Source organism: Bacillus sp. GS3m_15504 (assembly GCF_055825275.1).
This window is the reverse complement of sequence record NZ_JBVVNL010000003.1, coordinates 92,261-106,150: the sequence shown is the minus strand read 5'-3', so window position 1 is coordinate 106,150 and position 13,890 is coordinate 92,261. Positions and strand designations below refer to the sequence as shown.

16 protein-coding genes are annotated in these 13,890 nt (G+C 37.3%); 12 read left to right on the top strand and 4 right to left on the bottom strand.

Annotated elements, in window-relative coordinates; all coding sequences use genetic code 11:
* Positions 1-10: 10 nt before the first annotated feature.
* Positions 11-850, bottom strand: coding sequence for a D-alanyl-D-alanine carboxypeptidase family protein (locus AC0L0O_RS22590; protein WP_000831474.1), 840 nt, complete (start codon positions 848-850; stop codon positions 11-13).
* Between the two features lie 87 nt (positions 851-937).
* Entirely contained in the window at positions 938-1,084 is a 147-nt protein-coding gene (locus AC0L0O_RS22585; RefSeq protein WP_001096347.1) for a YuzL family protein, read from the bottom strand.
* A 235-nt stretch (positions 1,085-1,319) separates the two neighbouring features.
* On the opposite strand from AC0L0O_RS22585, the gene AC0L0O_RS22580 reads away from it, so the two are divergent.
* The 7 genes from AC0L0O_RS22580 (at position 1,320) to AC0L0O_RS22550 (ending at position 9,103) form a co-directional block, all read left to right on the top strand.
* On the top strand, positions 1,320-3,701 hold the full coding sequence (locus tag AC0L0O_RS22580; RefSeq protein WP_000486388.1) for a 3-hydroxyacyl-CoA dehydrogenase/enoyl-CoA hydratase family protein: 2,382 nt from the start codon (positions 1,320-1,322) through the stop codon (positions 3,699-3,701).
* 21 nt (positions 3,702-3,722) lie between these two features.
* On the top strand, positions 3,723-4,895 hold the full coding sequence (locus tag AC0L0O_RS22575; protein ID WP_001206335.1) for an acetyl-CoA C-acetyltransferase: 1,173 nt from the start codon (positions 3,723-3,725) through the stop codon (positions 4,893-4,895).
* A gap of 317 nt (positions 4,896-5,212) precedes the next feature.
* On the top strand, positions 5,213-6,997 hold the full coding sequence (locus tag AC0L0O_RS22570; protein ID WP_000416278.1) for an acyl-CoA dehydrogenase family protein: 1,785 nt from the start codon (positions 5,213-5,215) through the stop codon (positions 6,995-6,997).
* 138 nt (positions 6,998-7,135) lie between these two features.
* Positions 7,136-7,858, top strand: a complete 723-nt coding sequence (locus AC0L0O_RS22565) for an MBL fold metallo-hydrolase (RefSeq protein ID WP_131371312.1) — start codon at positions 7,136-7,138, stop codon at positions 7,856-7,858.
* A 3-nt stretch (positions 7,859-7,861) separates the two neighbouring features.
* Positions 7,862-8,410, top strand: coding sequence for a TetR/AcrR family transcriptional regulator (locus tag AC0L0O_RS22560; RefSeq protein WP_428889847.1), 549 nt, complete (start codon positions 7,862-7,864; stop codon positions 8,408-8,410).
* 181 nt (positions 8,411-8,591) lie between these two features.
* Entirely contained in the window at positions 8,592-8,819 is a 228-nt protein-coding gene (locus AC0L0O_RS22555) for a helix-turn-helix transcriptional regulator (RefSeq protein ID WP_000813828.1), read from the top strand.
* Positions 8,816-9,103, top strand: a complete 288-nt coding sequence (locus AC0L0O_RS22550) for a DUF2178 domain-containing protein (protein ID WP_000029285.1) — start codon at positions 8,816-8,818, stop codon at positions 9,101-9,103. Before AC0L0O_RS22555 ends, AC0L0O_RS22550 begins: the two co-directional genes overlap by 4 nt.
* A 49-nt stretch (positions 9,104-9,152) precedes the next feature.
* Here the strand turns inward: AC0L0O_RS22550 and AC0L0O_RS22545 are convergent, their stop codons facing one another.
* Positions 9,153-9,281: a hypothetical protein gene (locus tag AC0L0O_RS22545; protein WP_000848037.1), complete on the bottom strand. Its 129-nt coding sequence runs from the start codon at positions 9,279-9,281 to the stop codon at positions 9,153-9,155.
* A 241-nt stretch (positions 9,282-9,522) separates the two neighbouring features.
* Between AC0L0O_RS22545 and AC0L0O_RS22540 the strand changes: the two genes are divergently transcribed.
* From AC0L0O_RS22540 to AC0L0O_RS22520, 5 genes are all read left to right on the top strand, one after another.
* Positions 9,523-10,236, top strand: a complete 714-nt coding sequence (locus AC0L0O_RS22540; RefSeq protein ID WP_428889850.1) for a CPBP family intramembrane glutamic endopeptidase — start codon at positions 9,523-9,525, stop codon at positions 10,234-10,236.
* A 146-nt stretch (positions 10,237-10,382) separates the two neighbouring features.
* Entirely contained in the window at positions 10,383-10,568 is a 186-nt protein-coding gene (locus AC0L0O_RS22535) for a hypothetical protein (protein ID WP_001180555.1), read from the top strand.
* A gap of 13 nt (positions 10,569-10,581) precedes the next feature.
* Positions 10,582-10,830, top strand: a complete 249-nt coding sequence (locus tag AC0L0O_RS22530) for a spore coat protein (RefSeq protein ID WP_001002987.1) — start codon at positions 10,582-10,584, stop codon at positions 10,828-10,830.
* A 245-nt stretch (positions 10,831-11,075) separates the two neighbouring features.
* Positions 11,076-12,026: an L-lactate dehydrogenase gene (locus AC0L0O_RS22525; RefSeq protein ID WP_473786136.1), complete on the top strand. Its 951-nt coding sequence runs from the start codon at positions 11,076-11,078 to the stop codon at positions 12,024-12,026.
* A 22-nt stretch (positions 12,027-12,048) separates the two neighbouring features.
* Entirely contained in the window at positions 12,049-13,062 is a 1,014-nt protein-coding gene (locus AC0L0O_RS22520; RefSeq protein ID WP_000666170.1) for a PTS sugar transporter subunit IIC, read from the top strand.
* A gap of 55 nt (positions 13,063-13,117) precedes the next feature.
* Here the strand turns inward: AC0L0O_RS22520 and AC0L0O_RS22515 are convergent, their stop codons facing one another.
* Complete coding sequence (locus AC0L0O_RS22515) at positions 13,118-13,765, bottom strand: phosphatase PAP2 family protein (protein WP_098639138.1); 648 nt, start codon at positions 13,763-13,765, stop codon at positions 13,118-13,120.
* Positions 13,766-13,890: the final 125 nt, after the last annotated feature.

Sequence of the window (13,890 nt, the reverse complement as noted above, 5' to 3'; positions counted from 1 at the left end):
TACTCCTTGGTTATTTTAATTGCTGAAATGCGTAATGTGCCATTTTCTTCGTATCAGGATACAGTTGCTTGCGGGTAGAAGATAATACAACATTAATGACGCGTTTACCGTCTTTCTCATCCACTGTTACGACTGTATACTTTCCGAGTGCTGATAGACCGCTTTTACTTCCAATTGCATATGGATCGTCATATAGTTCTTCTCGTCCATAGTTTGCGATGTTTGGAGAGCGTTCTGAAGTATGTAGAGTTGTACGCGTTGAATTCATATATTCTAAAACAACTGGGTATTTTAATGCTTCTTTCGTAATCATAGCAATGTCATATGGTGATACTTTGTTTCCTAATGCATCAGCACCACTTGCATTTTTGAAAGTCGCATGTTTTGTACCAAGTTCCTTCGCTCTAGCATTCATCATTTTTACAAATTCATTTTTTGACCCTGCAATATGTTCTGCGATGGATTCAGCTATTGGATCTGCACTAATGATAAGCATCAGTTTTAATGCTTCATCACGTTTTAACTTTTCCCCAGCACGAAGTTTAATTTTCTTACTTTGACTTTCTGTTTTAATTGCGTTTTCTGTAACTGTAATTTCTTCATCCTCTTTTACATTTTCTAGTAAAAGAAGGGTTGTCATCATTTTGGCTATACTAGCCGGATAAGAGCGTTCGTCTTCTCGTTTTCCATACAAAATTTCACCTGTGTCTGCATCGATTGTAATTCCGTATTGTCCAGTGATGCTGGGCTGATCGGCTCTTACAGCTTGTTGTCTTTGTGCATAAGAGAAGAAAATCATCCCTGTAAATAGTGTGGCAATCATTACAATCATAACTATTGTTCGTTTCATTATAATTCCCTCATTTGTTACAAATAAATTGGGCAGAAAAAGCAGCCATTACCCATTATGCCACGTTCTCTGCCCAAAAATATAGCGTTATTTTTCGCCCATATTATGCTTCTTATATTGTTGGTTATTACCTTGACGTCCTTTTTCTACGCCTCGATCAGTTGGTCCAGCGTTTCCTGTTACACTCGCTGCGCTAATTCCAGCCTTTGAAGGGTTCTTCTTAAGTTTTGCCATATATATTCCTCCAGTTTCGTCAGATTATAAAAAGGGAAAGTGTATTTTAGTGAAGAAAATACATATATAGCATGGGCAAATAAAAGAAAAATATTTATTTCAGAAAATTTTATCAATAAATATATTGCGAAAATTTAAACAGTATCATATATTTATTAGTAGAGGCTCACTCATTGATTGCGACTTATGTCGAAAAATTGAATGAGCATTCATTCAAGAATAGGGGGAGAATTGGATGTTCCAAATTAAAAAGGCTGCTGTTCTAGGGTCAGGCGTAATGGGTTCAGGAATTGCGGCACACTTAGCTAATATTGGTATTCCGACATTATTGCTTGATATTGTACCACCTGCGCTTACGAAAGAAGAAGAGGCGAAGGGACTTACATTAGAACATAAAAGTGTGAGAAATCGTTTTAGTAATACGGCTGTGCAAAAACTATTAAAGCAAAAACCAGCTCCTCTGACAGTGAAAGGAAATTTAGCACTGATTGAAGCAGGTAACTTAGAAGATGATCTTGAGCGTCTAGCTGATGTAGATTGGATTATTGAAGTAGTAGTTGAAAACTTAGATATTAAAAAGAAACTATTTGAAAAAGTAGATGCTGTTCGTAAACCGGGTTCTATCGTAAGCTCGAATACGTCAGGCATTTCAGTTGAAAAAATGGCAGAAGGTCGTTCAGACGACTTCCAGAAACACTTCTTAGGCACACACTTTTTTAACCCACCACGATATTTAAAACTTCTAGAGGTAATACCGACGAAAAAAACTGATCCACAAGTATTAAGCTTCATGAAACTATTTGGCGAAGACGTTCTTGGAAAAGGCGTTGTTATCGCAAAAGACACACCAAACTTTATTGGAAACCGCATCGGTACGTACGGTTTATTAGTAACTCTTCAAGAGATGGTAAAACGCGGCTATAGCATTGGAGAAGTTGATTCAGTAACAGGCCCACTTATTGGTCGTCCGAAGAGCGCAACGTTCCGTACTTTAGATGTTGTCGGTTTAGATACATTCGTACACGTTGCAAATAACGTATATGAAAACGTACAAGAAAAAGAGCGCGATGTATTTAAAGTACCAGCTTTCATGCATGACATGCTTGATAAAAAATGGCTTGGAAGCAAAACAGGGCAAGGCTTCTTCTTAAAACAAGGAAAAGAAATTTTAGAATTAAATCCAGAAACGATGGAGTACGAAGCTCGTAAAAAATTAAAAGCTGCATCGGTCGAGTTAAGTAAACAAGAAAAAGGTTTATCGAATAAATTGAAAGCGCTTGTATACGCGAAAGACCGCGCAGGAGAGTTGTTATGGAACATCATCACACCGACTCTTTTATATTCTGCAAAACTTCATAAAGAGATTGCTGACGATATCGTTGCAATTGACCAAGCGATGAAGTGGGGCTTCGGCTGGGAGCAAGGACCATTTGAAGTTTGGGATGCAATTGGCGTTGAAAAGTCCGTTCAAAAGATGGAAGAAAGCGGCGCAGTTATTCCGGCTTGGGTGAAAGAAATGTTAGAGAAAGGTTTCACTACTTTCTACAAACATGATAACGGAGATAGCTATTATTACGATAATGGCGAATATAAGCTAATTGAGCGTAATAAAAAGGCAATTTCTCTTAAACAATTAAAAGCGAAAAATGGCGTATTAAAGAAAAATAGCGGAGCGAGCTTAATCGATTTAGGCGACGGTATCCTTTGCTTAGAATTCCATTCGAAGAGCAATGCAATCGGTATGGATATTACGCAAATGATTAACTACGCTGTTGATGAAGTAGAAAAGAATTATAAAGGTCTTGTTATCGGTAACCAATCGAAGAACTTCTGCGTTGGTGCGAACTTAGCAATGATCTTAATGGAAGCACAAGACGACAACTACTTTGAAATTGAGTGGGTTGTGAAAAACTTCCAAGATGCAATGACGAAAATTAAATACTCTTCTAAGCCAGTTGTAGCAGCACCATACGGTATGACGCTTGGCGGAGGTACAGAAGTTTGCTTACCAGCAGCGAGCATTCAAGCTTCTAGTGAAACGTATATGGGCTTAGTAGAAGTTGGTGTTGGCTTAATCCCTGGCGGAGGCGGTAATAAAGAGTTATACATTAAACACTTAAATAAAATGGCAAACGGCGTAGAATTTGATCTACAAAAAGTTGCAAATAAAGTGTTCGAAACAGTCGCAATGGCGAAAGTTTCAACTTCAGGACAAGAAGCGGTTTCTCATAACTTCTTAGGTGATAAAGACGGTATTAGTGTGAATGGTGATCACTTACTATACGATGCAAAACAGAAAGCACTTGCTTTATATGAAGCTGGTTACAAAGCACCGATTCGTAAAAAGATACCGGTTGTTGGTGAAACAGGATATGCAACTCTTGCACTTGGTGCAGAAGCAATGCATTTATCTGGTTACATTTCAGAGTACGACCTTCACATTGCGAAGAAACTTGCATATGTCATCGCAGGCGGAAAAGTGCCGTACGGAACAGAAGTTGATGAGCAGTATTTATTAGATGTAGAACGTGAAGCATTTATTAGCTTAGTAAGTGAGATGAAATCACAAGCAAGAATGCAGCACATGCTTGTAAAAGGAAAGCCATTACGTAACTAATAACGAGGGGAGATATCGTTCATGAGAGAAGCTGTCATTGTTGCGGGAGCAAGAACACCAATTGGAAAAGCAAAGAGGGGTTCATTAAAAACAGTTCGTCCTGACGATTTAGGGGCGTTAGTAGTAAAAGAAACGTTAAAGCGTGCGAATTATGAAGGACCAATCGATGATTTAATTTTCGGTTGTGCAATGCCAGAAGCAGAGCAAGGTTTAAATATGGCTCGTAATATCGGCGGATTAGCAGGACTTTCTTACGATGTTCCAGCTATTACGATTAACCGTTACTGTTCTTCAGGGTTACAAAGTATCGCTTACGGAGCAGAGCGTATTATGCTTGGTCACTCGGAAGCTGTATTATCAGGCGGAGCGGAATCAATGAGTTTAGTTCCAATGATGGGACACGTTGTTCGTCCAAATAGTCGCCTTGTAGAAGCAGCTCCAGAATATTATATGGGTATGGGACATACAGCGGAGCAAGTTGCTGTGAAATATGGAATTTCTCGTGAAGAGCAAGATGCATTTGCAGTAAGAAGTCATCAACGTGCTGCGAAAGCATTAGCTGCAGGAAACTTTGCTGATGAAACAGTATCTGTAGATGTAACGTTACGTACTGTTGGAGCAAATAACAAACTGCAAGAAGAAACAATTACTTTTGCGCAAGACGAAGGTGTAAGAGCAGAGACGACGCTAGATATTTTAGGTAAATTACGTCCAGCATTTAACGTTCGCGGTTCTGTAACAGCTGGTAACTCTTCGCAAATGAGTGACGGCGCAGCATCTGTACTATTAATGGATCGTGAAAAAGCAGTGAGCGATGGCATGAAACCACTTGCGAAATTCCGTTCATTTGCAGTAGCTGGCGTACCACCAGAAGTAATGGGAATCGGCCCAATCGCTGCAATTCCAAAAGCGTTAAAATTAGCTGGTTTAGAGCTATCTGATATTGGTTTATTTGAACTAAATGAAGCATTCGCTTCTCAATCGATCCAAGTTATTCGTGAACTTGGTTTAGATGAAGAAAAAGTAAACGTAAACGGTGGTGCAATCGCACTTGGACATCCACTTGGCTGTACAGGAGCAAAACTAACACTATCTCTTATTCACGAAATGAAACGCCGCAACGAACAATTCGGTATCGTAACAATGTGTATCGGCGGCGGAATGGGAGCAGCGGGAGTGTTTGAATTACTATAAAAAAAGTGGAAGTAGCTTGCTCAGAACAAGAGGGCGTTGGAAGCCCTGACGAAGAGGCGTTTTTTGCCTCACAGGAAGGGATGAAACGACCGATTGTTCTAGCCACTGGAACTGGATTATAAAAAAGTGGAGGCGACTCGCTCAGAATGTGAGGGGGATGGAGCTTCAGACGTAGAGGCGCTCTTTGCCTCGCTCACAACGAGACGCCGACAATGCAAAGAATGGAAGCAACAAAGGTTTATAAAAAATAAACGGGAGAGCCAGCTTCTTTCGAAATGAGAGAAGCGGCTTATGAAAATATGAAGGAGGAAATTTTTATGGAAAAAACAGTAGGAAATGCGGTTAAAGGCGGTAGCTTTTTAGTAGATGAGATTACGATTGATCAAGTGTTTACGCCAGAAGATTTTTCATCTGAGCATAAAATGATTGCAAAAACGACAGAGGACTTTATCGTAAATGAAGTTCTTCCAGAGCTTGAATATTTAGAGCAACATGAGTTTGATCGTTCTGTTCGTCTTTTAAAAGAAGCTGGGGAACTTGGTTTATTAGGCGCTGACGTACCAGAAGAGTACGGCGGAATTGGTCTTGATAAAGTAAGCTCAGCGTTAATCGCAGAGAAATTCTCTCGCGCTGGTGGCTTTGCAATTACTCACGGTGCTCACGTAGGTATCGGGTCGTTACCAATCGTATTATTCGGTAACGAAGAGCAAAAGAAAAAGTATTTACCATTACTTGCAACTGGTGAAAAATTAGCTGCATACGCATTAACAGAGCCAGGTTCAGGATCTGACGCATTAGGTGCAAAAACAACTGCACGTTTAAATGCAGAAGGTACACATTACGTATTAAACGGTGAAAAACAGTGGATTACAAACTCTGCATTCGCTGACGTATTTATTGTATATGCAAAAATCGATGGAGAGCACTTCTCAGCATTTATCGTAGAGAAAGACTACGCTGGTGTATCTACAAGCCCAGAAGAAAAGAAAATGGGTATTAAATGTTCTTCAACTCGTACGTTAATTTTGGAAGATGCGTTAGTACCGAAAGAAAACTTACTTGGTGAAATCGGTAAAGGTCATATTATCGCATTCAACATTTTAAATATCGGTCGTTATAAATTAGGTGTTGGTACAGTTGGATCTGCGAAACGTGCAGTAGAAATTTCAGCACAATATGCAAACCAACGTCAACAGTTCAAGCAACCAATCGCTCGCTTCCCATTAATTCAAGAGAAACTTGCGAATATGGCAGCGAAAACATATGCAGCTGAAAGCTCTGTATATCGTACAGTAGGTTTATTCGAAAGCCGCATGAGCACATTATCTGAAGAAGAAGTAAAAGACGGTAAAGCAGTAGCAGCTTCTATCGCTGAATATGCAATCGAGTGCTCTTTAAACAAAGTATTCGGTTCTGAAGTACTAGACTATACAGTAGATGAAGGTGTTCAAATTCACGGTGGTTACGGATTTATGGCAGAATACGAGATTGAAAGAATGTACCGCGATTCTCGTATTAACCGTATTTTCGAGGGAACGAACGAAATTAACCGTCTAATCGTACCAGGTACGTTCTTACGTAAAGCGATGAAAGGTGAATTACCACTTCTTCAAAAAGCACAAAAATTACAAGAAGAGTTAATGATGATGATGCCAGAAGAAGTAGGCGATGAGCCATTAGCACTTCAAAAATATTTAGTAAATAACGCGAAGAAAATTGGCTTAATGGTAGCTGGATTAGCTGCTCAAAAATACGGTAAAGCATTAGATAAAGAGCAAGAAATTCTTGTCAATATCGCTGACATCGTAAGCAATCTATACGCAATGGAATCAGCTGTTCTTCGTACAGAAAAAGCAATCAAAACAACTGGTCTTGAAAAGAATAAACAAAAAGTGTTATACACTGAAGTATTCTGCCAAGAAGCATTTAACGAAATCGAAGCAGATGCGAAAGAAACACTTATCGCAGTTGAAAACGGCGACATGCTACGCATGATGTTATCATCATTACGTAAATTAACTCGCCACACACCACTTAACGTAATTCCGAAGAAACGTGAAATCGCTGCGAAAATTTTAGAAGATGAGCGTTACACAGTTTAATACCTTTAAAGAACAGTAGTCGTTTATACGGCTACTGTTCTTTTTTCTGAAAAAATGAAATTTTTAGTGGCATAAAACTAATACCATTAGTATAATAAAACTAATGGTATTAGTTTTTGTGAAAAGGGAGATGGGAATATGAGAATGATGCATGAAAAAACGGTATATCAATTGTCATTTTTGCCAAGAGTGTTTCCTGTGAATTGTTACTTTGTGGAGGAAGAAGATGGTTTAACTTTAATTGATGCTGCTTTACCATATAGCGCAAAAGGAATTTTACAGGCGGCTGAGAAAATAGGAAAACCAATTACGAATATTGTATTAACACATGCGCATGATGATCACATCGGTGCATTAGATGCATTAAAGGAAGTACTTCCTCATGTTCCAGTCTATATTTCTAAGCGAGACGCAAAGCTATTAGAAGGCGATACGACGTTACAAAAGAATGAACCAAATACGCCAATAAAAGGCGGTGTACCTAAAAAGGTGAAAACGGCACCTGATATTTTATTAGAAGATGGTGACCGAGTTGGATCGTTGCTTGCGATTATGACACCGGGACATACACCGGGATCCATGTCGTTTCTTGATATAAGAAATAATGCTCTTATTGTTGGGGATGCATTTCAAACGAGAGGAGGTACGGCTGTTTCGGGACAAATGAAATTTTGGTTTCCGTTTCCTGCGATGGCAACGTGGAGTAAAGAAATGGCATTACAAAGTGCAGAGAAGCTAAGAGAATATGAGCCTTCCTTGCTTGCGGCAGGGCACGGAAAAATGGTAAATGATCCAGGTGCTATTATAGAGCTTGCTATTCAGGAAGCAAAGCGGAATATAGAAAGTAGAAAAGAGGGTTAATTGATGTCGCCGAGAATCGGACTTACATTACCGAAAATTGTAGAAACAGCAGTAGAAATTGCAGATGCAAATGGAATACAAGAAGTAACGTTAGCTTCATTAGCGCAAAGGTTAGGGATACGTTCTCCCTCACTATATAATCATGTAAAAGGGTTACAAGATGTATGGAAACATCTTGGTATTTACGGAATACAACAGCTGCATAACAGACTGGAAGAAGCTGCTGAGGGTAAACGGATGGATGAAGCAATTCATGCTTTAGGAGAAGCGTATGTAGCATTCGTACGCACACATCCTGGACTGTATGAAGCAACCTTTTTACGAGATGAAGAAGTAAGAAAAGCAGGTGACGGGATTGTAAAGCTTTGTCTACAGGTTTTACAACAGTACGGCTTAGAAGGCGAAAATGCACTTCATGCGACACGTGGATTCAGAAGTATTTGTCACGGGTTTGCGTCGATTGAACAGCAGGGCGGATTTGGTTTGCCATTAGATTTAGATACAAGTTTACATGTATTATTGGAAACGTTTATTAAAGGGTTACGTGAATAAGAAGCGAGGCAAACAAAAACCTTAGAAGATTCTAAGGTTTTTTAGTGCATATGATTCGAAAAGAATGGTAGGTGGGGGTGGATGGATTAAAGTTTCATTTTATTGATGTTAAAAATAGTTTACATCATGTTAAAAATAAATTACAATTAAAATATAGAAAATAATGTAAAAAGGAGAGGTTATGAAACAGAGTGGAATTTTACAAAATAATCTCGTTGTACTCAGAGCAGAAAAACGCTGGTCACAAACTGATTTAGCGAACAAAGCAGGGGTAAGTAGACAAACGATCGCCTCAATTGAAGCGAATCGTTACAATCCATCTTTAATTTTAGCTTTTGAAATTGCACATATTTTAGGTAAGGAGTTTCATGAAGTTTTTCAATATAAAATAGAGGGGGAAACGGAATGAGCATTGTAATAGGGATCATAATCTCAGTAGCGGGACTAATAGGTGTTTTATATGCAACACGTTTTCAGAAGAATGAGGGGGAAGATGAAAGAGGCGAGCATATTACAGGAAATGCCGCTAAAATTTCATTATTTGTATTTTTATTTCTATATTTAGTTATCTTTTTAATTGGGAATCTATATTCACTGACAGGCGAACAGTATAAGTTAGCAAATGCATGTTTATTAGCTGGAGTGCTTTGTTCGTATGCTTTAACTATTGTAGTTTTGAAAAGAAGATATTAGATGAGAAAGAGCCTCTAGTGGTTTAGAGGCTCTTTTTTGTTAAATGATATTATTTAGCTGGTTTGAAAAATGTAAATATCGCTAAGAAAAAGCAAACGAAACTGAATACGATAGGATCTTGATAGGGACTAGGCTCAGAGCCCTTTTGGATTTCTGTAAGGAAGTCGTGTGTTTTCATGTTTATTGCTCCTTTAACTAATAAGTTTTATATGATGCGAGGGTTATAGTGGATAGGAAATATTTTTTGAAATTTCATATAATAATTATTGCATAGCAATTCTATTCCTAAAACTATAAAATATAAAGTTTTCATAATATGTAAAATTGCATATTATTCTTTTTGTAAAATTTGTTATATTATCTTTATATTTAAATTAAGGGATTTTAATGGGATAAATGAGAATAACTGGAGGGGTACTGTGAGTAAAACAGTGTTAGAAGCGTATAGTGCAGAAAGAAAAATAGAGAATATAACATATAAAAATCTATTTGTAATGATAGCAATGATTATAGGGATTTCACTCCTAGGAGGATTATTCCTTGGATTAGCCTTTGGGATTTATGGAGAAGAAGCATTAAGTACTAAATTAGAAGGATATTATTTGCTCTTATTCGATGCATCTGTTGTTGCTATCGTTTTATTAGTTTATAAACCGGTTCTTCATTTTATTAAATCTATTTGGGATTTATCCGTTTTGAAGAGTGGGAAGACATATTTATATCTATTAGTTGGTTTTATTATCATTGCAGTATCACAATATTTAATGTTACATGTATTTAGTTTTGAAAGTGCAGCAGAACAAAAGGAACAGTTAGGGAGTTTAGTGCTTCAAAATAGCATACAAAGTATTATATATGTGTTAAGTGTTGCTATCATTACACCGGTTAAAGAAGAAATTCTATTTCGAGGTATTTTATATCGATTTTTAGAAAAGAGATATAATTTTTTAGTTAGTATCATGATTTCTTCCTTCGTTTTTGGAATTCTTCATGGAGGTCTTCTAATTACGGCAACGATTATGGGAATGGTATTTGCAATGTTATACAAAAAGACGCAATCTATTATACCTAGTATTATTTTACACATTGTATGGAACTTACTTGTGAGTATAAGTATGATTGTATCTCTATAAAAATAAATACATAACTAGTATAAAAGATGAATGGCTTAGCTATTCATCTTTTATTTTGTATGCACGTGAAAAAGTTAATTCATGTATACAATCAAAAAATAGCTAAATACTAACAGTGAAAGAATAAAGAAAGGTAGGAGTATCCTATGCAAAACTTAACAGAGCTTGAAGTAGAAAACTTACGTCATTTAATTGGTGGACACGCAACAATTATTAACAAGTTGGAGCAGTATGCACAGACATGTACAGATCCACAACTGAAACAAATGCTACAAAAAGATGCGCAAGATGCACGAAATACGAAGCAACAATTAATGACTTTCCTAGGATAGGAGGAAGCGGAACATGAATGAAAAAGATATGGTAAATGATTATTTAGCAGGATTAAATGCAAGTTTAACAAGTTATGCAAATTATATTGCTCAGTCTGATAATGAACAGTTACACCAAACGTTAATCCAAATTCGTAATCAAGATGAAATGCGTCAACGTAATATGTATGAGTATGCAAAGCAAAAGAGTTATTACAAGCCAGCGGCACCTGCGAATCCAATGATTGTACAACAATTAAAAAGCCAATTAAGTGCGGAATAACAGGAAAAAGAAAACGAGCGAATCTATTCGCTCGTTTTCTTTTTGTATATGTCAATAAATACATAATAAATATTTTTCCAGTTGTAACAAATATGACGAAAATGGAATATAACAATTCACAAAAAGGACAAAAACTTTGCTCAATATTTCACAAAGTATCCATGGTTTCTATCGTGGGAACCTCTATAATTAGGAGTGTAAGGAACAAAAGAAATAGATTATATGATCAATTAGGAGAGATTGCTATGAAAAGACATACAAGAAAAATTGCAATTATCGGTACTGGATTAGTTGGATCAAGTTGTGCATATTCCATTGTCAATCAAGGCATTTGCGAAGAGCTATTATTAATTGATATAAATCATGAACGTGCAGTTGGGGAAGCGATGGATTTATCGCACTGCATTAACTTTACAAATACAAGAACAAAAGTATATGCAGGAAGCTATGAAGACTGCAAAGATATGGACATCGTTATTATTACAGCAGGACCAGCACCAAAACCAGGACAAAGTCGCTTAGATACTTTAGGAGCGAGCGCGAAGATTATGGAAAGTGTTGTTGGCGGCGTAATGGAAAGTGGATTTGATGGTATTTTCTTACTTGCATCGAACCCAGTTGATATTATTACGTATCAAGTGTGGAAATTATCTGGATTACCTAGAAATCGTGTGATTGGTACTGGTACATCACTAGATTCTTCTCGCTTACGAACAATTTTATCTGAAATGTTACATGTAGACCCTCGTAGTATTCATGGGTATTCATTAGGAGAACATGGTGATTCTCAAATGGTTGCTTGGTCACACGTAACTGTTGGTGGAAAACCAATTCTGCAAATATTAGAAGAACAAAAAGAACGATTTGGTGAAATAGATTTAGATGAAATCGTTGAGAAGACTGCAAAAGCCGGATGGGAAATTTATAAACGAAAAGGTACTACTTATTACGGAATCGGAAATTCTCTAGCATATATTGCGAGCTCAATCTTTAACGATGATCACCGTGTAATTGCTGTATCAGCCATTTTAGATGGTGAGTATGGTGAATATGATATTTGTACAGGAGTACCAGCTATTATTACTAGAGATGGTATAAGAGAAATTGTAGAACTAAATTTAACAGAGGATGAAGAATCTCGATTCGCAAAATCAAACGATAGTTTACGTGATTATATGAAAACAATTGGTTACTAACTTATAGGAGAAGGTGAAACAAATGAAGGAATATATAATGTCTCGTGTATTTAAAGCATCAGCTGGAATCGCACAAGGTATTTTCGTATCCCTTGGAATTGGTTTACTAATCGAAAATATAGGAAGAATTGTTGATATCCCGTTGCTTATTACAATCGGAGTTGTTGCAAAATCACTTATGGCACCAGCCATTGGTGCCGGAATTGCTTTTATGCTCGGTGCAAACGGTCTTGTAATTTTCTCGGCTATGGTAGCTGGAGCGATTGGTGCCGGATCCATTTCCATTACTGAAGCAGGTCTAATTATTAAAACAGGTGAACCAATCGGTGCATTATTAACAGCGACTTTAGCTGTATATATTGGTAAACGTTTAAGTGGAAAAACTGCGTTAGATATGATGCTCGTTCCATTTGCGGCAATATTAGGTTCTGGTTTAGTAGGTATTTGGTTATCTCATAATATTACTCCTGTTTTAAATGCAGTTGGAGCTTTCATTAAAGACAGTTCAGCTGGTAGCCCGTTTATCGCTTCTATCGTCATTGCAGTCGTTTGGGGACTATTACTTATCTCTCCAGCTTCATCAGCTGCGCTAGCGATCGCACTTAGCTTAGACGGTGTTGCAGGTGGTGCTGCTCTTGCAGGCTGCGTTGCTCAGTTTATCGGATTCTCTGTCATCTCTGCGAAAGAAAATAATTTAGGGGGTATATTAGCTCAAGCTCTTTGTACTCCGAAAGTACAGTTGCCAAATATCACTAAAAATCCAATGATCCTCGTCCCAACTGTTGTCGCCAGTGCGATAGTTGGTCCAGTATCCGCATTAATTTTCCAACTGGAAGCAGGAAAAGAAATTGCAGGTCTTGGATTAAGTTCTCTTATCGCACCAATTAATTTAATTTCCAGTGAAGGATGGGAAGTTGTCCCAGCGATGGTAATCACTTATATCGTCATTCCAGTAGCTGTTTCTTATATACTTTACATTGCTCTTAAAAAAGCAGGTCGTATTCACTCTGGTGATATGACTGTACCGCAATCTTAAATTGAAAATCTCCTTTTATATAGAGAAAAGCAGACTGGAAGCCACAGTCTGCTTTTTACATTTTTTGATTTTGTTTTACTGGAACACGTACTGTTTCTTTTGCTAATAACAGCTGAACGCCGAAGTAAAGTATGCTTGCAAGCGTCATTCCAGAAATGGCGTCTACAAATGCATGTTGCTTCGTAAATAGCGTTGATAAAATAATAAGCGTACCGAAGAAGGTAAGAATGTAATATTCAAAAGCATGTTGTTCTCTACGTTTAAAGGCAGTTAGCATAATGACAAATGTAGTAAGAACATGAATGCTAGGGAAACAATTTACCGGTTGATCGATACTATAAATATAGCGGACTAGTTCGGAAAATACGTCTGTTCCAACGACGGTTGGACGCGGTACAGTTGTCTGCCAAAAATAATAAATGGAAAAACAAGCAAGTTTTCCAAGAATGATACTACTTAAAGTGACATAATATTGTTTTCGATCTGCAAAGCAGTAATAAATAAGTGCGCCGTATAAGTAAGGAAACCAAATTAAATAAGGAATAATAAATGCTTTCACAAATGGAATCCAATCATCTACTACAGTTGTGACATCTACTGCGTGTACAGTCGATTTATTTAATACATCGTAAAGGGGACTTACGAGTACGAGTAGAAGTATATAACTTAACGGAAGAAAAGATGAAAGTTTAAATTTCTTCATGATAATCTCCTATGTTTAGTAATGTAAGTAAATTCAATTGATTATAATATAGAAACGTAATTTGGGCTATCGATTTTGCTTACATTTTCTTGAATGAACCTTACGTTTTTGTCACTTGACTGAAA

Bases quoted from the DNA above. Each gene is read 5' to 3' on its own strand.
- AC0L0O_RS22555 (WP_000813828.1), top strand. From the start codon at position 8,592: ATGAAACAGAGTGGAATTTTACAAAATAATCTCGTTGTACTCAGAGCA.
- AC0L0O_RS22550 (WP_000029285.1), top strand. From the start codon at position 8,816: ATGAGCATTGTAATAGGGATCATAATCTCAGTAGCGGGACTAATAGGT.
- AC0L0O_RS22585 (WP_001096347.1), bottom strand. From the start codon at position 1,084: ATGGCAAAACTTAAGAAGAACCCTTCAAAGGCTGGAATTAGCGCAGCG.
- AC0L0O_RS22535 (WP_001180555.1), top strand. From the start codon at position 10,383: ATGCAAAACTTAACAGAGCTTGAAGTAGAAAACTTACGTCATTTAATT.
- AC0L0O_RS22530 (WP_001002987.1), top strand. From the start codon at position 10,582: ATGAATGAAAAAGATATGGTAAATGATTATTTAGCAGGATTAAATGCA.
- AC0L0O_RS22525 (WP_473786136.1), top strand. From the start codon at position 11,076: ATGAAAAGACATACAAGAAAAATTGCAATTATCGGTACTGGATTAGTT.
- AC0L0O_RS22560 (WP_428889847.1), top strand. From the start codon at position 7,862: ATGTCGCCGAGAATCGGACTTACATTACCGAAAATTGTAGAAACAGCA.
- AC0L0O_RS22590 (WP_000831474.1), bottom strand. From the start codon at position 850: ATGAAACGAACAATAGTTATGATTGTAATGATTGCCACACTATTTACA.
- AC0L0O_RS22575 (WP_001206335.1), top strand. From the start codon at position 3,723: ATGAGAGAAGCTGTCATTGTTGCGGGAGCAAGAACACCAATTGGAAAA.
- AC0L0O_RS22580 (WP_000486388.1), top strand. From the start codon at position 1,320: ATGTTCCAAATTAAAAAGGCTGCTGTTCTAGGGTCAGGCGTAATGGGT.
- AC0L0O_RS22570 (WP_000416278.1), top strand. From the start codon at position 5,213: ATGGAAAAAACAGTAGGAAATGCGGTTAAAGGCGGTAGCTTTTTAGTA.
- AC0L0O_RS22520 (WP_000666170.1), top strand. From the start codon at position 12,049: ATGAAGGAATATATAATGTCTCGTGTATTTAAAGCATCAGCTGGAATC.
- AC0L0O_RS22545 (WP_000848037.1), bottom strand. From the start codon at position 9,281: ATGAAAACACACGACTTCCTTACAGAAATCCAAAAGGGCTCTGAGCCT.
- AC0L0O_RS22565 (WP_131371312.1), top strand. From the start codon at position 7,136: ATGAGAATGATGCATGAAAAAACGGTATATCAATTGTCATTTTTGCCA.
- AC0L0O_RS22515 (WP_098639138.1), bottom strand. From the start codon at position 13,765: ATGAAGAAATTTAAACTTTCATCTTTTCTTCCGTTAAGTTATATACTT.